This window comes from Elioraea tepida (assembly GCF_019203965.1).
Classification (GTDB): Bacteria; Pseudomonadota; Alphaproteobacteria; order Acetobacterales; family Acetobacteraceae; genus Elioraea_A; species Elioraea_A tepida.
In genome coordinates, this window is the sequence record NZ_CP076448.1 from 1,663,456 (window position 1) to 1,679,778 (window position 16,323).

Annotated in this window: 19 protein-coding genes; 12 read left to right on the forward strand and 7 right to left on the reverse strand. The window is 70.8% G+C overall.

What is annotated here, in order from left to right:
• Window positions 1-203: 203 nt before the first annotated feature.
• The 6 genes from KO353_RS08015 to KO353_RS08040 all read right to left on the reverse strand — a co-directional run bounded on the left by KO353_RS08015 (window position 204) and on the right by KO353_RS08040 (window position 5,535).
• Window positions 204-1,094 carry a hemolysin family protein gene (locus KO353_RS08015; protein ID WP_218287167.1) on the reverse strand — a complete coding sequence of 297 codons (891 nt, stop codon included), beginning with the start codon at window positions 1,092-1,094 and terminating at the stop codon, window positions 204-206.
• Window positions 1,091-1,519 carry an rRNA maturation RNase YbeY gene (ybeY, locus tag KO353_RS08020; protein ID WP_235692070.1) on the reverse strand — a complete coding sequence of 143 codons (429 nt, stop codon included), beginning with the start codon at window positions 1,517-1,519 and terminating at the stop codon, window positions 1,091-1,093. Before ybeY ends, KO353_RS08015 begins: the two co-directional genes overlap by 4 nt.
• Before the next feature lie 58 nt (window positions 1,520-1,577).
• On the reverse strand, window positions 1,578-2,660 hold the full coding sequence (locus tag KO353_RS08025; RefSeq protein WP_218287169.1) for a PhoH family protein: 1,083 nt from the start codon (window positions 2,658-2,660) through the stop codon (window positions 1,578-1,580).
• A complete protein-coding gene (gene miaB, locus KO353_RS08030) occupies window positions 2,657-4,066 on the reverse strand; it encodes a tRNA (N6-isopentenyl adenosine(37)-C2)-methylthiotransferase MiaB (protein WP_218287170.1) in 1,410 nt (469 codons plus the stop codon). The genes KO353_RS08025 and miaB overlap by 4 nt, the downstream gene beginning before the upstream one ends.
• Before the next feature lie 160 nt (window positions 4,067-4,226).
• Complete coding sequence (locus KO353_RS08035; protein ID WP_218287171.1) at window positions 4,227-5,231, reverse strand: lysophospholipid acyltransferase family protein; 1,005 nt, start codon at window positions 5,229-5,231, stop codon at window positions 4,227-4,229.
• 112 nt (window positions 5,232-5,343) lie between these two features.
• Window positions 5,344-5,535 (reverse strand): hypothetical protein, encoded by a 192-nt coding sequence (locus KO353_RS08040; protein WP_218287172.1) that lies wholly within the window; start codon window positions 5,533-5,535, stop codon window positions 5,344-5,346.
• 144 nt (window positions 5,536-5,679) lie between these two features.
• On the opposite strand from KO353_RS08040, the gene KO353_RS08045 reads away from it, so the two are divergent.
• From KO353_RS08045 to KO353_RS08065, 5 genes are all read left to right on the forward strand, one after another.
• Complete coding sequence (locus tag KO353_RS08045) at window positions 5,680-6,318, forward strand: LolA family protein (protein WP_218287173.1); 639 nt, start codon at window positions 5,680-5,682, stop codon at window positions 6,316-6,318.
• Between the two features lie 102 nt (window positions 6,319-6,420).
• Window positions 6,421-7,209 (forward strand): gamma-glutamyl-gamma-aminobutyrate hydrolase family protein, encoded by a 789-nt coding sequence (locus KO353_RS08050; RefSeq protein ID WP_218287174.1) that lies wholly within the window; start codon window positions 6,421-6,423, stop codon window positions 7,207-7,209.
• Window positions 7,210-7,618: 409 nt separating this feature from the next.
• Window positions 7,619-8,446, forward strand: coding sequence for an exodeoxyribonuclease III (locus KO353_RS08055; RefSeq protein ID WP_218287175.1), 828 nt, complete (start codon window positions 7,619-7,621; stop codon window positions 8,444-8,446).
• A gap of 219 nt (window positions 8,447-8,665) precedes the next feature.
• A complete protein-coding gene (locus tag KO353_RS08060; RefSeq protein WP_218287176.1) occupies window positions 8,666-10,375 on the forward strand; it encodes an SNF2-related protein in 1,710 nt (569 codons plus the stop codon).
• Window positions 10,320-11,357, forward strand: coding sequence for a hypothetical protein (locus KO353_RS08065; protein WP_218287177.1), 1,038 nt, complete (start codon window positions 10,320-10,322; stop codon window positions 11,355-11,357). The genes KO353_RS08060 and KO353_RS08065 overlap by 56 nt, the downstream gene beginning before the upstream one ends.
• A 364-nt stretch (window positions 11,358-11,721) precedes the next feature.
• Here KO353_RS08065 and KO353_RS08070 read toward each other — a convergent pair whose 3' ends face one another.
• Complete coding sequence (locus KO353_RS08070; protein ID WP_218287178.1) at window positions 11,722-12,060, reverse strand: hypothetical protein; 339 nt, start codon at window positions 12,058-12,060, stop codon at window positions 11,722-11,724.
• Window positions 12,061-12,434: 374 nt separating this feature from the next.
• On the opposite strand from KO353_RS08070, the gene KO353_RS08075 reads away from it, so the two are divergent.
• The 7 genes from KO353_RS08075 (at window position 12,435) to KO353_RS16435 (ending at window position 16,138) form a co-directional block, all read left to right on the forward strand.
• Window positions 12,435-12,980 (forward strand): hypothetical protein, encoded by a 546-nt coding sequence (locus KO353_RS08075; RefSeq protein ID WP_218287179.1) that lies wholly within the window; start codon window positions 12,435-12,437, stop codon window positions 12,978-12,980.
• A 363-nt stretch (window positions 12,981-13,343) separates the two neighbouring features.
• Window positions 13,344-14,267 (forward strand): TrmH family RNA methyltransferase, encoded by a 924-nt coding sequence (locus KO353_RS08080; RefSeq protein ID WP_218287180.1) that lies wholly within the window; start codon window positions 13,344-13,346, stop codon window positions 14,265-14,267.
• 83 nt (window positions 14,268-14,350) lie between these two features.
• A complete protein-coding gene (locus KO353_RS08085) occupies window positions 14,351-14,617 on the forward strand; it encodes a DUF6152 family protein (protein ID WP_235692071.1) in 267 nt (88 codons plus the stop codon).
• A 93-nt stretch (window positions 14,618-14,710) separates the two neighbouring features.
• Window positions 14,711-14,980 (forward strand): hypothetical protein, encoded by a 270-nt coding sequence (locus KO353_RS08090; RefSeq protein WP_218287181.1) that lies wholly within the window; start codon window positions 14,711-14,713, stop codon window positions 14,978-14,980.
• Window positions 14,980-15,285: a hypothetical protein gene (locus KO353_RS08095; protein WP_218287182.1), complete on the forward strand. Its 306-nt coding sequence runs from the start codon at window positions 14,980-14,982 to the stop codon at window positions 15,283-15,285. The genes KO353_RS08090 and KO353_RS08095 overlap by 1 nt, the downstream gene beginning before the upstream one ends.
• Window positions 15,286-15,524: 239 nt before the next feature.
• Entirely contained in the window at window positions 15,525-15,704 is a 180-nt protein-coding gene (locus tag KO353_RS16740) for a cytochrome c oxidase subunit 3 (RefSeq protein WP_268906221.1), read from the forward strand.
• Window positions 15,704-16,138, forward strand: a complete 435-nt coding sequence (locus KO353_RS16435) for a cytochrome c oxidase subunit 3 (protein WP_268906222.1) — start codon at window positions 15,704-15,706, stop codon at window positions 16,136-16,138. Before KO353_RS16740 ends, KO353_RS16435 begins: the two co-directional genes overlap by 1 nt.
• Window positions 16,139-16,323 lie beyond the last annotated feature (185 nt).

Sequence of the window (16,323 nt, forward strand, 5' to 3'; positions counted from 1 at the left end):
TGGCCTCCTTGGCCTCGGCTGCGTCACACGCCGGGCGGTCGGGGCTCGAGCCGCGCGACCCGGCTCGGTGACCCGCCCGCGCCGATGACGGCCTTCCGCAGGGGCGACCGAGCTGCCCGCACGGTCGAACCATGCCCCGCAGCGACGGCTGATCGGCCCCAGTATGGTGACGGGGGGAGCGCGCAGCGCTTCGCCGGCGCTCCCTACGCCGCGTCCGCCTCCGGCGCCGGGGCGGGCAGGGTGACGCGGAGCGTGCGGATACGGCGACCGTCGGCCTCGAGCACGTGGAACGACAGGCCGGAGGGGTGGGTGATCACCTCGCCGCGCGCCGGCACCCGGCCCGCAAGAGCGAGCACGAGCCCGCCCACGGTCGCGATCTCGGACGTCCGCTCGTCCTCGGACAGGAGCGCCCCGACATGGCGCTCGAACTCCTCGACGGAGAGGCGGGCGTCCACCTCGAGCGTGCCGTCGGGGCGGGGCTGCACCTTGGGCGCGTCCGGTTCGTCGTGCTCGTCGGCGATGTCGCCGACGATCTCCTCGACGATGTCCTCGATCGTCACGAGCCCGTCGATGCCGCCGTACTCGTCCACCACCAGCGCCATGTGCATGCGCGAGGCGCGCATCTCGCGGAGGAGGTCGAGCACCGGTTTCGAGGACGGCACGAACAGCGGCCGGCGCAGGAGCGCTTCGATCGCGACCGGCGCGTTGCCCATGCGCGCGGCGAACAGGTCGCGGATGTGGATCATGCCGATGATGTCGTCGAGCGTCTCGCGGTAGATCGGCACGCGCGAGTGCCCCTCGCGCTGGAACAGGCGCGAGAGCTCCTCGAGCCCGAGCGAGGCGGGGGCGGCGACGATGTCGGTGCGCGGCACCATCACGTCGCCCGCCGTGGTGCCGCGCAGCCTCAGCACGTTGGCGATCAGCGTCCGCTCCTGCGGGTCGAGCGGCGGCGGCTCCTCGCCTTCGCGCGCCGCCTCCTCGCTCCGCTCCTCGATCAGCTGCTCGAGGCTCTCGCGCAACGCCTCGTCACCGCGCCGGAAGAGCAGCCGTCGCAGCCGGTCGACGAGGCGGGCGATCGTTCCGTCCTGGCTCATCGCCGCGTCCGGTAGGGGTCGGGCACGCCGAGGCGACGCAGCACCATCGCCTCCCGCCGTTCCATCACGCGCCCGGAACGCTCGGTCGCATGGTCGAACCCGGCGAGGTGAAGCGTGCCGTGCACCACGAGATGGGCGAGATGGTCGGCGAGGCTGCGGCCAAGCGCGCGCGCTTCGCGCCGCACCGTGCCGAGGGCGAGCGCGAGGTCGCCCCCTCCGGCGGGATTGGGGAAGGAGAGCACGTTGGTGGGCCGGGGCTTCCCGCGGAAGCGCGCGTTCAGCCGCGCGAGGGCGGCGTCGTCGGCGAGGAGGAGCGAGACAGGTGCGTCAAGCCGCCCGGCGCGTGCGGCGGCAGCGAAGGCGCGTCGCGCGCGCGGCTCGAGCCCGCGCACCGCGCTGAGCCAGCGCGGCTCGGCGATGGTCACGTGGAGCCCCGGTCCGCCCCGCGCGTCGGGCTTGGGCGCGGCGCGGCCGGGGCGTGGACTACTGCCCGGGTCCATCGGTCGCTGCCGGCGGCGCTCGCTCGGCCGCGCGGGTGCGGCGTCGCGTCTCCCGCTCGGCCACGGCGCGTCGGCCATAGGCCTCGATGATGCGCGCGACCAGCGGGTGCCGCACCACGTCCTGGTCGGAGAACCGCACCACGCCGATGCCCGCGACCCCCTCGAGCGTGTCGAGCGCGTCGGCAAGGCCGGAGCGCGTGCCCGGGGGAAGATCGACCTGCGTGAGGTCTCCCGTCACCACCATGCGCGCCCCTTCGCCGAGCCGGGTCAGAACCATCTTCATCTGCACCGGCGTGGTGTTCTGCGCCTCGTCGAGGATCATGTAGCAGTGGGAGAGGGTTCGGCCGCGCATGAAGGCGAGCGGGGCGATCTCGATCTCGCCGTTCGCGATACGCCGCGCCACCTGGTCGGCGGGAAGCATGTCGTGCAGGGCGTCGTAGAGCGGGCGGAGATAGGGGTCCACCTTGTCGCGCAGATCGCCCGGCAGGAAGCCGAGACGCTCGCCCGCCTCGACGGCGGGGCGCGAGAGCACGATGCGCTCGACCCTGCCGGTGGCGAGCAGAGCGACGGCCTGGGCGACCGCGATATAGGTCTTGCCCGTTCCGGCGGGGCCGAGGGCGAAGACGAGGTCGTGCCCGGCGAGCGCCTCCATGTAGCGCGCCTGCGCCGGCGTGCGCGCGCCGATCGTCGCTTTGCGCGTTCGGATCGAGGGGATGTCGGAGAGCGGCAGGCGCGGCTCGTCCTCGGCGTCCGCGAGCCCGGCAAGTGCGTGCGCGGCCATCCGTACCGCACCGTCCACCTCCGCGCCCGAGACCGGCTCGCCGCGCCGCAGCCGCGCGTAGAGCGCCTCGAGCGCGGATCGCGCCACCTGCGCCTCGCGCTCGGGCCCCGCGACGGCCACGCGGTTGCCGCGCGCGGCGAGCCGCACACCGAGCCGGTGCTCGATCCGCGCGAGGTGCCGGTCATGCTCGCCGAACAGGAGCGGCAGGAGCGCGTTGTCGTCGAAGGCGAGATGGAGCGTCACGTGCGGGTGGGCGGCGGCGGCCGCGGCGGGCAGGTGGTTCATGCGGCGTTGCGCTGCGCGGCGGGGGAGAGCGCCTCCCCGGCCAGGCTGTTCGGATGGGCTGCGGTGATACGCAAGGGGACGATCTCTCCTGCCAGGGTGGCGGGAAGGGTGGCGTGCACCGGCTGGAGCCAGGGGCTGCGCCCGACCATCTGGCCGGGGTGGCGGCCTGGCTCGAGCACCAGCACGGGGATGACGCGGCCGATGAGCGACGCGGCGAAGGCGGCCTGCTGGTCGCGCAACAGCGCCTGAAGCTCGTGCAAACGCCGGTCCTTCTCGGGCTCGGGGACGGGGTTCCGTGCCTCCGCTGCCGGCGTACCGGGGCGCGGGCTGAACTTGAAGCTGAAGGCCTGGGCGAAGCCGACGCGGCGGACGAGGGCGAGGGTGGCGGCGAAATCGGCCTCCGTCTCGCCCGGGTGGCCGACGATGAAATCGGAGGAGAGGGCGAGGTCGGGCCGCGCGGCGCGCAGGGCGTCGACGAGGCGGACATAGTCGTCCGCGCTGTGGCGCCGGTTCATCGCCCGGAGCACGGCATCGGAGCCCGACTGGACCGGAAGGTGCAGGAACGGCATCAGCTGCGGCACATCCCGATGCGCCGCGATCAGATCGACGTCGCCGCCATGCTCGGCCATAAAGTCGCGCGGGTGCGAGGTGGTGTAGCGGATCCTGAAGAGGCCCTCGAGCTCGGCGAGAGCGCGGATCAGCCGTGACAGGCGCCAGGGTCTGCCGTCCGGTCCCTCGCCGTGATAGGCGTTCACATTCTGCCCGAGCAGGGTGATCTCGCGCGCGCCCGCGGCGACGAGCTGCCGTGCCTCGGCGAGCACGGCCGCGGCGGGGCGGGAATATTCCGCGCCGCGGGTGTAGGGCACGACACAGAAGGAGCAGAACTTGTCGCAGCCCTCCTGAACGGTGAGGAACGCCGTCACGCCGCCGAAAGACGCGGGCTGCGGCCCCGCTGCCTCAGGAAGCTCGTCAAACTTGCTCTCGGGCGGGAACTCGAGGTCGAGCAGCGCCCGCTCGCCTGCCTCGGCGCGGCGCACGAGAGCGGGCAGGCGGTGCGTCGCCTGGGGCCCGATGACGATGTCGACATAGGGCGCGCGCTCGAGCAGGGCCACGCCTTCGGCCTGGGCCACGCAGCCGGCGACGGCGATGATCAGGCGCCGGCCCTCCGCCGCCCGTGCCCGCTTGAGGAGCCTGAGCCGGCCGAGCTCCGAGAACACCTTCTCGGCGGCCTTCTCGCGGATGTGGCACGTGTTGAGAACCACCATGTCGGCCGCCTCGACCTGGTCGGTCGGGGCGTAGCCGAGCGGGGCGAGAGCGTCCGTCATCCGGGCGCTGTCGTAGACGTTCATCTGGCAGCCCCAGGTGCGCACATGGACGCGCTTCGAGGGGCTCGGGCGATCGGTCATCGGCTGCGGGAGGGGGGATCGATGGCGCGCCGCCCCGCCGGAAAGTCCTCCCGGACGGTCCACATCTGGCGGGGGGGTGTGGCGTCCTCGCGGACGGGCTCTCTCAACGGCGCGGACCTCTCCTCTCCGCACCAGTGACGCCATAGCGGGGGAGGCCGTGTCAAGCGGCGCGAGGTGTGGCGACCGGGCCGCCGTGATGAAGAGTCGGCGACGCCCACTCCCCTGCGTCCACAGGCCGGCCCTGGCGCAGGGCTGCGCACCCCGAATCCACGGCGGCGAAGGCGGCGTCCGCAAGCGCCTTGCGGGAGGGGAAGGCGGCCGGGTCGAGCGGCGGATGCAGAAGCACGGTGGCGCGCGAGGAGCGTCGCGAGAGCATCACCCAGGCATGGTCGGCGATGTTCATCGCGCCGTACCAGGCGAAGTGCGGCCTGTCCTTGCGGCCGATCGGCAGACCGTCGAGCCGGTCGAACACGAGCGACACGGGCTGCACGAGCGGACCGCCCCCAGCCGCCGCCCCGGTCTCGACCATGCCGAGCAGGGCAGAGCGGAAGGGCAGGACGCGGCTTCCGTCGCTCGTTGTGCCTTCGGGGAAGAGGATGATGCTGTCCCCGGCGGCAAGGCGTGCGGCGAGCTCGTCGCGCTCCCGACCCGTCTCGGTGCGTCGTCGGGAGACGAATACGGTCCGCCCGAGCCGCGCGACGGTGCGGATCAAGGGCCAGGTGCCGACCTCTGCCTTGGAGACGAAGCAAGCCTCGAGCACGCCGCCGAGAACGAGGATGTCGGCCCAGGAACTGTGGTTCGAGACGAACACCACCGGCCGGCCCGGGCGGTTCGCGGGCGTGCCGATCACCCGGACAGCCAAGCCCGCGATGCGGCAGTTCACGGCGTGGTAGACGCGCGCGATCACCACCGCCGGCCGCCGGCCGAACACGGGCATGCCCCAGATCGCGAGCGCCTGTACCGGGGCGCAGAGGAGCATCCAGAGGAGCAAGAGCAGCACCCGGCGCGCGGCGCGCACCTGACGCCAGGGCGAGAAGGACCGCGCCTCGGCGAAGTCGCGCGCCATCGACCGCTCCGCCTCGGCCATGCGCTCGCGCCAGTCGGTGTGCGCGGGCGGGCGGACGAGAGCGGTGCGGAAGCGTTTGACGGCAAGCCTGCGTGCCATGGCCGAAGCCATGGCGCAGCCTCGGGGCGTGAGGCAAGAGGCGGCCGCGAAGAGGAAGGGATGGGGGGAGGGGACGGGGAGAGCGGGAGGGGGAGAAGGAGGCGGAGAACACCTACTCGAGGGCGGCGAGGCGAAGCTCCGCCTTGCGGCGAAGCGCGGCGAAGAAGGCGGCGCGCTCGACCGCGCTGAGCGGGCCTCCGGCGATGGCCGGCGGAGCGGTCGCTGGCCCCTCGCCGTCCGGTGTCGGCTTGACGGCAGATCCTGTGGCGGGCGCTTCGATCCTGAGCGTGAGTTCCACCGTCATCGACGCTTCTCCTTTCACGAGCAGGGTCGCAGGGAGAGGTTGACGAGGTGTGAACGCGCCGCGACGCTGGGTCGTGTTCGCGCGGCGTCGCTTCCACGGGCCGTGACTGGGCGCGCCGGGCCGTCCGCGCTAGAGAGGATCGCGATGCGACGACGCGACCTCCTCGCCGCCGCCGGCGGCCTGACCCTTTCCGCGCAGCCCCTCGGCGCGCAGCCGGCCGCGCCCGTGCTCGGGCCGGCGCAGCGCGAGGCGGTGGCCCGCGCCGAGGCGGCGCTCTCCGCCATCCGCACGCTCAAGGCCCGGTTCCTGCAGGCGGACTCGCGCGGCGGCACGGCGCAGGGAACGGTGTGGATGCAGCGGCCGAACCGTGCCCGCTTCGCCTACGACCCGCCCGCGACCATCCTCGTCGTCGCCGACGGCACCTTCGTGACCTTCTTCGACAGCGCGGTGAACCAGACCTCCTCGCTGCCGATCGGCTCCACGCCGCTCGGCACCCTGCTCGCCGAACGGGTTCGGCTCGACGAGGGCGAGGGCCGCGTCACCGCGGTGCAGCTCGGCGAGGGGATGATCCGCATCACCGTCGTCAAGCGCAGCAACCCGGCCGAGGGAAGCCTCACCCTCACCTTCTCCGACCCCCCGCTCGAGCTCAGGCAGTGGACGGTGATCGACGCGCAGGCGCGCGAGGTCCGGGTCACGCTCTACGGGGTCGAGACCGGGATCAGGATCGACCCGGCTCTGTTCCGCTTCGTGCCGCCCGAGTTCGGCACGCCCGCGCCGGGCTGATGCCGCCTTTACGGTGCCGCAATCGAACAGAAATACTGTCCTATCCAAAGCGACATCCCTCGCTGCCGAAGGAGTCGCTGCGCGACAGATGAGGCCTGAGGCATGAAGCCGCTGATCGGCATCTCGTGCTGCATCAAGCCGTTCGGACCCTACCAGCGGCCGAACCACGCCGTCTCCGACACCTATGTGCGTGTGGTCGACCTCGTCGTCGGCGGGCTTCCCTGCCTGATCCCGGCGATGGGCGAGCGGGCGGACGTCGCCGGCTTCGCGGACGCGATCGACGGGCTGATCCTCACCGGCAGCCCCTCCAACGTCCGGCCGAGCCATTACGGCGGCCCGCCGCACCCCGCGGGCGTGCCGGAGGACCCGGCCCGCGACGCCGTTACACTGCCGCTCGTGCGCGAGGCGATCGCGCGCGGCGTGCCGCTGCTTGCGATCTGCCGCGGCATGCAGGAGCTGAACGTCGCGCTCGGCGGCACGCTCGACCAGAGGATCCAGGACCTTCCCGGCCGGATCGACCACTCGACTCCGACCGAGCAGGCCTTCGGCCCGGTGCGCACCGCCAAGGCGCACGCGGTGCGGCTCGCCCCAGGTGGCGCGCTTGCGGCCATCGTCGGGCGCGAGGAGCTCGCGGTGAACAGCCTGCACAACCAGGGAGTCGCCCGCCTCGCGCCCGGGCTCGTCGTCGAGGCGACGGCGCCGGACGGCACGATCGAGGCGGTGCGTGTCGCCGGCGCGGCGGGCTTCGCGCTCGGCGTGCAGTGGCACCCCGAATACGACTTCGAGACCGACAGCGCCTCGCGGGCGATCTTCCTTGCCTTCGCCGAGGCTGCGCGTCGCCACGCGGCGGCAAGGCGTGGGGAGGCGCCGCGGCGCCTCGCGGCGGAATGATCGCGCGGTGGTAGAGCGAGGCAGGGCGAACTGACGCAGCGGTCGAGAGAGCGAGGCGCGACAGCGGGCCGCGTGCACAGTCTCGCGGTGTCACCATTTCCGGGTTGCGCCCCGTCACCATTCAAGTATCCTCGTCATCCTCGGTGCTGTTCTGCGCCGACGTGCCGCGGGGGACGGTTTCCCCTGTCGACCCTCGCGGGTTCCGTACGGAACGAGCGGCGCCCGGTTACCCCCCTAACCGGGCGCTTTCTTTCCCGTCCTGCCGGTCGGTCGCTCCGCCCTCCCCGGGATCTGGCGGCTCCTCCGCACGTGCGCAGGCGCCGCGTCGAACGAGCCTGATCCCCACACTTGCTCTCTTGCGCCAGCTCTTGCCGTTTGCGGCCCTGCCGCGGCGCGCTATGCCTCGCCCATGCCCAAGCGCCGCACCCGGCTTCGCATCGCCACCTGGAACATCAACTCGGTCCGCCTCCGCCTCGCGAGGCTCGGCGACCTCGTCGCCGCGCTCGAGCCGGACGTCCTCTGCCTGCAGGAGACGAAAACCCCCGACGAGCTGTTTCCCCGCGAGGAGATCGCCGGCTTCGGCTTCCGCCACATGCTGGTGCGAGGGATGAAGGGCTACAACGGTGTGGCGATCCTCTCCCGCCTGCCGCTTGCTCCCGTCGACGAGCTGCCCGACTGGTGCGGCCGGGACGATTGCCGGCACATCGCCGCCGACCTCGACCTGCCAGGGGGTCCATTGCGCATCCACAACTTCTACGTCCCTGCCGGCGGCGACATCCCCGACCCCGAGGCGAACCCGAAATTCCGCCACAAGCTCGATTTCGTTTCCGAGGCGACGCTTTGGTTCGCCGCCGGCGCGGCCGACCGGGGCCGGACCGTGCTCGCGGGAGACCTCAACATCGCCCCGCTTCCCGAGGACGTCTGGAGCCACCGCCAGCTGCTCGACGTCGTCTCCCACACGCCGGTCGAGACCGAGGGCCTGCTCCGCTGGCAGGCGACAGCGGGCGGCTGGGTGGATGCCGTGCGCGAGATCGTTCCGGTGCCGCAGAAGCTCTTCACCTGGTGGAGCTACCGCAACCGCGACTGGCGACGCTCCGACCGCGGCCGCAGGCTCGACCATGTGTGGCTCACCCCTGACCTGCGCGGCGCGCTCAAAGGTGCTATGGTGTTGAAGGACGCGCGCGACTGGCCCCAGGCGTCCGACCACGTGCCGGTGCTTGCGGAGCTCGTGGTCTGATCCTGGCGTGAGGGAGAGAGGCCGCGTCCCTCCTGCCAGACCCGCGCCTTCAGCATGGGACCGCACTGCAGGAGCGGTTCGTCCCTGCCCCGCGCCGTGCCGAGCCCCGGATCGGCGCGTTTCTCCGGGCGGCGACGGGCGGAGCCATCCGCTGCCAGGTCTCGGTCTTGATCCGGTTCGATTTGCTCATTACGGAGCAGGACTGATGATCGCAACGGCGTGGGCATTCGAGCCACCATGTTTGCCGAACCGAACCTGCAACACCCGCCGTTTCACCCCGGCCAATGGGTTCGCCTGAAGGGCGATGCGCAGCGCACAGGTATCCGCGAGGACGTGATGTCGCGGCCGGGCGGGCATCTGCCGGTCGTCCAGACGCCGACCAGCATCGTTCGCTGGCCGCTTGATCAGATCGAACCCGTCCCTGACGCACGAGAGGAGCCACTGGCCTTTCTGCGCGCAGGCCGCTTCAGTGAACCGGCCCGCCTGCGCCAGGTGCTGACGCATATCCGGCTGACTGGCAGGCTCGCCGACATGATCTACAGCATGGAGGCGAGCAACACCGACGTCCACGCACACCAGTTCAAGCCTGTCCTGAAGATGCTCGCCTCGCCGACCGGCAGCCTTCTGATCGCGGACGAGGTCGGCCTAGGGAAGACGATCGACGCCGGGCTCATCTGGACGGAGCTACGGGTTCGGTTCGATTTCCGGCGCCTGCTCGTCGTCTGCCCGAAAGTGCTCACAAGGAAATGGGAGGACGAGCTCTCGGGGAAGTTCGGCCTCGACGCGAGGGCCTTCAGCGCGGCCGACCTGCTCGATGCGGTACGTGACAGCGACCGTTGGCAGCGCGGCTTCGTCGCGGTCTGCAGCCTGCAGGGGCTCAAACCACCCCGCGGCTGGGACGAAGAGGGATCGCCCGGCTACGGCCCCGCCCGTGCGGAACTCGCCCGCCTGCTGCGCGAGCGGGCGGACGACGAGCCAATCTTCGACATGGTGGTCATCGACGAGGCGCACCATCTCCGCAACGCCGAGATGCAGAGCAACACCCTCGCCCGGCTTCTCCGGCCGACGACCCAGCATCAGGTCTTCCTCTCGGCGACGCCGATCCACCTCGGGAACGACGACCTGTTCTCCCTCCCCTCGCTGATCGACCCAGAGACCTATCGGCACCCGACTGTCTTGGACGCCATCATCGAGGCGAACCGCCCGATCGTCGAGGCGCGTGAGGCGGCGCTGCGCGGCGCGCCGCTCGCCGAGCTTCGCGAGCGGATCGAGGCCGCATCCCGCCACCCTCTGCTGATCGGGACGCAGAAGATCGCGGCGGTGCTCACGAGCCTCGACGCCTGCCGCGACCCTCTGCCGCGCGCCGACCGCGCCCGCCTGGCCGACGAGCTCGACACGGTCAACCTCCTCGCCAACACGGTGACGCGCACGCGCCGCCGGGATGTCCAGGAACTCCGTGTCGTCCGGCAGGTTCGTGCCCTTCGGGCGAAGATGGCGCCGATCGAGCGCGAAGCGTACGACACGATCACCCGGGCCGTGCATCGCTACGCCTCCCACACGGACATGCCGGCGGGCTTCCTGCTGGCAAGGAACCCGATGCGTGTCGAACAGCGTATCGGCCGAGTGGACAGACTCGGACAGGCGGCCGAGTCGGTGACGATCCTCAACCTCCTGCACCGCGACACGATCGACGACGAGATCTACCGGCGCCTCTACGAGAGGCTGAACGTGTGCGAGCAGGCGCTCGGCGGGTTCGAAGACGTGCTCGGGGAAGGAGATCGGCAGGCTCACGCCGGAGCTCCTCCGCGGCGGCCTCACACCCGAACAGGTGGCGCAGCGGATCGATCAGACGAGCCAGGCCATTGCGAACAGGATGCGGATCGAGCGCGCGCTCGAAGAGGAAGCGGCGGCGTTGATCGCGCATGGTGACCGCATCCTGCTGTCGATCCGGGCGGCTCATGAGCTGCAGCGTTGGATCGGCTCGAGGGATCTCGGCCGCTACCTCGCCGACACCCTGCCTGCTCTCTTTCCAGGCAGCGCCGTGCGTGATCTCGGCCGCGACGATCTCTACGAGATCAGGCTGACGCAGGAGGCACGCGTCGAGTACGGCTTTTGGCTGCAGCAGCGCCGGCTGCCCGGGGGCGGACGGCTCGAGCGGGAGACAGGACCGGTGACGTGCCGTCTGGCGCGACCAGCCGGTCCGCGTGGGGCGCAGCGAGGCATCGAGGCGGTGACACAAACTCATCCCCTCGTCCGCTTCGTCTCGGAGCGTCTCGCGGAGACCGATGCGCCAAAGCTCCGGCCAGCAATCGCCGCGCGGGTTGCGTCAGCTTCCCTCCGCCCGACGACGTTCGTGCCGCCCGGGCGCTACGCGGTTCTCGCGATGCTGTGGCGCTTCGGCGGCGGGGTTGGACAGGAGCGGATCGCCTACGCGGGCGTGGCCGTCCCTTCCGGCGAGATCATTCCGGATGACGACGCCGAGCGGCTGATGCTCGCAGCGGCTGAGGCGGGAGCGATGTGGCCGGAAGCGGCGTCGGAGCTTTCGACCGAGGACGTTGCCGAGCTCTGCGAAGGAGCGTTGCTCGACCGGCTGGCGGTCCGGTTCGCCACCGAACGGTCAGTGCTGCAGGCAGAGCGTCAGGACCGCGCGTCGATCCAACTTCGCACGCTCGAGCAGAGGCTCGAGGACGATCTTCTCAAACAGCGTGAGATCGTCGATCGGAACCGAGAGGCACTCAGGCTTCGGACCGAGAACGAAGCGAAGGCCAAGTCTCAGATCGCGATGGCCGAAGGAAAGATCCCCACGCTCGAGGAGAGGGCGTCGCAGAGGCGGGCCGCGATCGCGCGCAGCGCCGAGCTGAGGGCAGAGGAAGAACAGCTCGCTCTCGCGGTCATCGAGGTGCTGCCGTGACGCGGCGCCCACCCAGAGAGCAACGGCACAAGGATGGGGCCATGTACCAGGCCATGCTGCGCGCCGCCTTGTGCCGCCAGAGCCGACCCATCCGGACGAGCGGCCGGACGGGGGCCGCGGCCCGAAACCACGGGGTGTCGCAAAGCCTTCGGGCACCACGCCGGCCGGATCGGAACGCGCCACAGGCGCGGGCGCGTCCGGAACGTGGCAGCGGAAAGACGATCGATCCGCCCGTGGGCTCAAGACGATTCAAGAACGATCCCCCGTCGTGGCTCGCGAGGCGCAGCGGCCGCACACACCAGCACCGGGGATGCGACACCAAACCGATGCGGTAACGCGACAAAATCGATCCGCCCTTGCAGCGTCACCGGAACACCGCGAGCTCTCGAGGGCACGGGCTTCGGCGGGGCTTGAGCAGCGCCTTGTAGGACTTCCTGAACGCATCGAGCAGCGCGCGCGGCAGGAGGCAGAGCACGCAGGCCTCGCTTCGAGCCAGGGTCTCGATGATCTGAGACGGCGGCTGAAGGCCAGCGACGACATCGATCGGCAGGCGTTTTCTGGAGGCCGACAGGTCGAGGTCGTGCTCGGCATCGACTACGGAACGAGCAGCACGAAGATCGTCGCGCGGCTTCCCTGCGAGGCAGGGGCCCCGGCGTTCGCCATTCCCGTTCCCGGCTTCGCGCGCGCCGGGTCGCGGCCGCATCTCTGGGCATCCAGGCTCTAGCTGGCGCGGGACGGCTCCTTTTCCTGTGGCCGCACCCTCATGCTGTGCTTGGCTGCGCGCTGAAGACCGCCCTGATGCGGGTTGGAGCGAATGACGATGTCGTCCTCCGCCACGCCCGAGGCCCGTCGGCCAGCGTGGAAGAGGCGGTGACGGCCTTCCCCGCCCTGCAGATCCGGCAGGCAAAGGGATGGCTGGCGACGGCCAAGGCGCCGCTGCTGCGGAACGCTCCGCCGAAATGATCCTACAATCTCGGCTTCCTGGCCGCGTCCCTCGATGACAGGGAACTCCGCTCACGCTACGAGCGATGTCTGGCGGCAGCGCTTCGCCTTCTGGAAGACGCGGGCGAGATCACGGTGACGACCGTCAGGCAGAGCCTCGCCTCGGTCCGCGAGAACGGCTCCGCGATCCTGGGCGAGAGGCGCGCTGCGCTGCACCCGGAGATCGCCGCGGCGATCGCGGGCTTTGCGAACTCGACGCGGCGTGAGGACGGGCTCTATGCCATGGTCGATATCGGCGGAGGAACGGTCGATTGCTGCGCGTTCACGCTGTTCGCGGATCGAACCGGACAGGCGCGGTGTCCGATCCTGCTCGCACAGGTCGAGTTGCTCGGCGTGGAACCGTGGCGCATCTGCGAGGACGATCAAGGACGTCGCGACGACTTCAGATTCCTGCTTGATACGCTCCAGAACCTTGTGATCTGGGGAACGAAGCAACGCCTCGACCCGAAACAGTCCCCGCTGGACAACGGGGCTTCCTCTCTTCTTTATCGGCGGCGGCGTCCACTCGTCTGTGCACGAGGAGAGCGTCAGGGGCCGCGATCTCTGGCTCAGGCAGTTCACCCCAGACAAGGCGGGCGTTCGCCTCGAGACGCTGCCCGAGCCGGATATCGAACTCGCTGAACACTCGAGGCACGACATTCATCGGCTCGCCGTTGCCATCGGGCTGAGCTGGCGTTCCGATGCCATCCCTGAGGCACAACTTCCGAAAGACATCCCCCGCATCCCCGGGGTCTCCCGCGTTCCGATCGAGACGCGCTTCGTCGACACGGATCACGTCTAGCGCACGCCGGTCACAGACGCGCTGTCGCGCGGGCGCTGGCATAAACGGTCCTGTCAGGTGCAGCGACACGCCATGCGAGGGCGGATCGCTCGAAGACGGAGCGCGACGCGACCGCCGAACCCGGCAACGACCCGCTCCGATGGGACTGCCGGTCGCGCAGGCGTCTTTTCAACCATCTGGCGCTCGCCTAGGGTCCGCGCGCGATGAAGGACCGGCCACCCCAGCGCCCGCCGCGCGGCGGGCAGCGCGACGACCGCCCCGGCTCGGACCGGCAGCGTGACGACCGGCCGCGCCCGCAGGCGTCAGGCGGAGGCGGCAGGCGGGCGTGGCGCGAGAACCGGCCGGCGCCGGTCGTGCTCCGCTCCCCCCCGCGCGAGGCAGAGCACGAGCGCGACCTCCTGCGGATCGCCGGCATGCCCGCCGTCGCCGCCTTGTTCGCCCGCTCGCCGCAGCGGGTCGAGCGCCTGTTCTACGAGGAGCGGCACCGCGAGGCCGTCGGCCCTTGGGCGAAGCTGCTCGCCGCTGCCCGCAAGCCCTACCGCATGGTGCCGCGCGAGGAGCTCGACCGGGTGGCCGGCTCGAAGCACCACGGCGGCATCGTCGCCGTCGCGCGGCCGAAGGCGATCCCAGCCTTCGACCCGGCCGCAGCCGTCGCCGAGGCGCCGAGGCGGCGCCTGCTCCTTGTCCTCGACGGTATCGGCAACGCGCACAATCTCGGCGCAATCGCCCGCACGGCCGCCTTCCTCGGCATCGACCGGATCGTCCTCTCCTCCGACCGGCGCCAGGCCCTCCCGTCCGATGCCGCCTACCGGATCGCTGAAGGCGGGCTCGAGCACGTGCTCGTGCAGCGCGCGGCCGACCTTCCCGCCGCTCTCGCCGCCATCGCGCCGGCCTATCTCACTGTCGCCGCCGTCGCCTCGGGCGGCACCGACCCGTTGACGCTCGCGGCCGCCGAGGCGGGGCGCGGCCGCCCCATCGCGCTCGTGCTCGGCAACGAGGAGACGGGGCTCGCGCCCGCGACCATCGAGGCCTGTGCCGCGAAGGCGACGATCGCCGGCAGCGGCGCGCTCGACAGCCTCAACGTCTCGGTCGCCGCCGGCATCCTCATGTATGCGCTCAGGCGTTGAGCGGCCTGATCACGCCTTCGCGCGGGCGGGTTTCCCCGGCGTACCGGGCGCGCCATCCTCTCCGAAGCCGGAGGACCGATGCCATGACCCATCGCCGCGCCATCCTCGCCGCCCTGCTCGCTGGCCTTCCCGCCACCGCTTTCGCCCACCACGGCTGGGGAAGCTATGACGCCCAGGCCCCGCAGACGCTCACGGGCGTGATCGAGCGTGTCGTGTTCGAGCACCCCCACGCCACGATCTGGCTCAAGACACCCGACAAGACCTGGGAGGTCGTGCTCGCCCCGCCCTTCCGGATGACGAACCGAAACCTTCCCGGCAGTGCGTTGAAGGTGGCGAGGAGGTCACGGTGATGGGCTATCCGCACCGCACGCGCGAGATCGCGCTCCGCGCCGAGTGGATCAGAATCGGCACGCAGGTGACGCAGCTGCGCTGACGGCGCCGCCTTGGAGGGCCACGGCACGGCGCCGGCCGCCTGGGCAGTCTGGCTCGAGACCTCGGCGCTCGGGGAGGTGGCCCGCGACAGCCTCTGGCTCTACCCCCTCGTCTCGATCGCGCATGTGCTTGCGATCGCGGTGCTCGTCGGCTCGATCGTTGTGTTCGATCTCCGCGTCCTTGGCCTCGCGCCGTCGATCCCGCTCGCCGCCGCCGGGCTGGCTCGTTCTGCCGCTCGCCCGCGCGGCCTTCGCTGTGGCCGCGCTTTCCGGCATTCGTGATGCTCGCGGCCGATGCCACCCCCACCTCGCCGCCAACCCCCGCCGTCCTGGTCAAGGGCGTGCTGATCCTCCTTCGCCGGCGCAAACGTGGCGCTGTTCCACCTGATCGCGTCAGCCTGACCTCGACCGTCCGGTGGGAGGGACTCACGCGCACCGCCGCCGCCGCTTCGGCCTTGCTGTGGCTGTCCGTCGCCGCGTCGGGGCCGGGCGATCGCTTATCTCTAAGGGCGCGGGCAGCCGCCTTCCACCGCGTCGGCGCCGCCTGCCCGGACCAGGGGCTTGGGCATGGGCTCGCGCGCGCTTGATCGCGGCCGCCGATTTCGGGGATTGATGCAGCGCACGCGAACGCCGCGCGTGCCGCGCGTGGAAGCGCAGCGGGCTGCGGCATCAGGTCAGGGTCTCGTGAACAATGGCAGGACAGCCAAGGGACGACGGTTGAACCCTCGGGCATCAAGCAAGCCCTATCATCTCGTCGATCCCTCGCCCTGGCTCGCTGGTCGGCGCGCTTGCCGCAGGCCTGCTCGCCTTCGGCGCCATCGAGGCGATGCACAACAAGACGTTCATCCTGCTCTCGGCGGGCCTCGCCGGCGTGCTCGCGACCATGTTCCTGTGGTGGCGCGACGTCTGGTTGTGCGCGAGAGCCGCACCCCCGGCCTGCACACGCCGGATCGTGCGGATCGGCTTCCGCTACGGGATGATGCTCTTCATCGCCTCGGAGGTCTGATGTTCCTTCGTCGCCTTCTTCCTGGGCCTTCTTCCATTTACGCCCTGTCCCCGACCATCTTCGCCGAGGGGCGTCTACGCCAAGGAAACGGGCCGCCGCCCGGCGTCTACACCTTCGACCCGTGGCACCCTGCCGCTTCTGTGATATCTACGATGATATCTCTGCTCTCTTTGTCGGGCTGCACGGTGACCTGGGCACACCACTCCCTGTTGCACGGCGACCCGCAAGGGCCTCGTGGCGGGCCTCGCCTGCACGATCGGGCTCGGCCTCGCTTCACGGGGATCCAGGCCTACGAGTACTTCGATCGCGCCCTTTCAGTTTCATCGACGGCGGGCTCTATTCCCTCGACCTTCTTTCTTGCCACCGGGTTCCACGGCTTTCCACGTCATCGTTGGGACGATCTTCCTGATTCGTCTGCCTGGTCCGCGCCATGAAGGGTCATTTCAACGCCTGAGCGGCACTTCGGACTTCGAGGCGGCGTGCGTCGGTACTGGCACTTCGTCGACGTGGTGTGGCTTGTTTCCTGTTCGTCTGCATCTACGTCTGGGCGGCTAGGTCCGATCGCGCAGCACTGACCCCCTGCTGCAGGGTGTGCGGCTCCCCTTGACGCGCCCCATCT

Bases quoted from the DNA above. Each gene is read 5' to 3' on its own strand.
- KO353_RS08015 (WP_218287167.1), bottom strand. From the start codon at position 1,094: ATGAGCCAGGACGGAACGATCGCCCGCCTCGTCGACCGGCTGCGACGG.
- KO353_RS08025 (WP_218287169.1), bottom strand. From the start codon at position 2,660: ATGAACCACCTGCCCGCCGCGGCCGCCGCCGCCCACCCGCACGTGACG.
- miaB (WP_218287170.1), bottom strand. From the start codon at position 4,066: ATGACCGATCGCCCGAGCCCCTCGAAGCGCGTCCATGTGCGCACCTGG.
- KO353_RS08035 (WP_218287171.1), bottom strand. From the start codon at position 5,231: ATGGCACGCAGGCTTGCCGTCAAACGCTTCCGCACCGCTCTCGTCCGC.
- KO353_RS08040 (WP_218287172.1), bottom strand. From the start codon at position 5,535: ATGACGGTGGAACTCACGCTCAGGATCGAAGCGCCCGCCACAGGATCT.
- KO353_RS08045 (WP_218287173.1), top strand. From the start codon at position 5,680: ATGCGACGACGCGACCTCCTCGCCGCCGCCGGCGGCCTGACCCTTTCC.
- KO353_RS08050 (WP_218287174.1), top strand. From the start codon at position 6,421: ATGAAGCCGCTGATCGGCATCTCGTGCTGCATCAAGCCGTTCGGACCC.
- KO353_RS08055 (WP_218287175.1), top strand. From the start codon at position 7,619: ATGCCCAAGCGCCGCACCCGGCTTCGCATCGCCACCTGGAACATCAAC.
- KO353_RS08065 (WP_218287177.1), top strand. From the start codon at position 10,320: ATGCGGATCGAGCGCGCGCTCGAAGAGGAAGCGGCGGCGTTGATCGCG.
- KO353_RS08070 (WP_218287178.1), bottom strand. From the start codon at position 12,060: ATGCGGCCGCGACCCGGCGCGCGCGAAGCCGGGAACGGGAATGGCGAA.
- KO353_RS08080 (WP_218287180.1), top strand. From the start codon at position 13,344: ATGAAGGACCGGCCACCCCAGCGCCCGCCGCGCGGCGGGCAGCGCGAC.
- KO353_RS08085 (WP_235692071.1), top strand. From the start codon at position 14,351: ATGACCCATCGCCGCGCCATCCTCGCCGCCCTGCTCGCTGGCCTTCCC.
- KO353_RS08095 (WP_218287182.1), top strand. From the start codon at position 14,980: ATGCTCGCGGCCGATGCCACCCCCACCTCGCCGCCAACCCCCGCCGTC.
- KO353_RS16740 (WP_268906221.1), top strand. From the start codon at position 15,525: ATGCACAACAAGACGTTCATCCTGCTCTCGGCGGGCCTCGCCGGCGTG.
- KO353_RS16435 (WP_268906222.1), top strand. From the start codon at position 15,704: ATGTTCCTTCGTCGCCTTCTTCCTGGGCCTTCTTCCATTTACGCCCTG.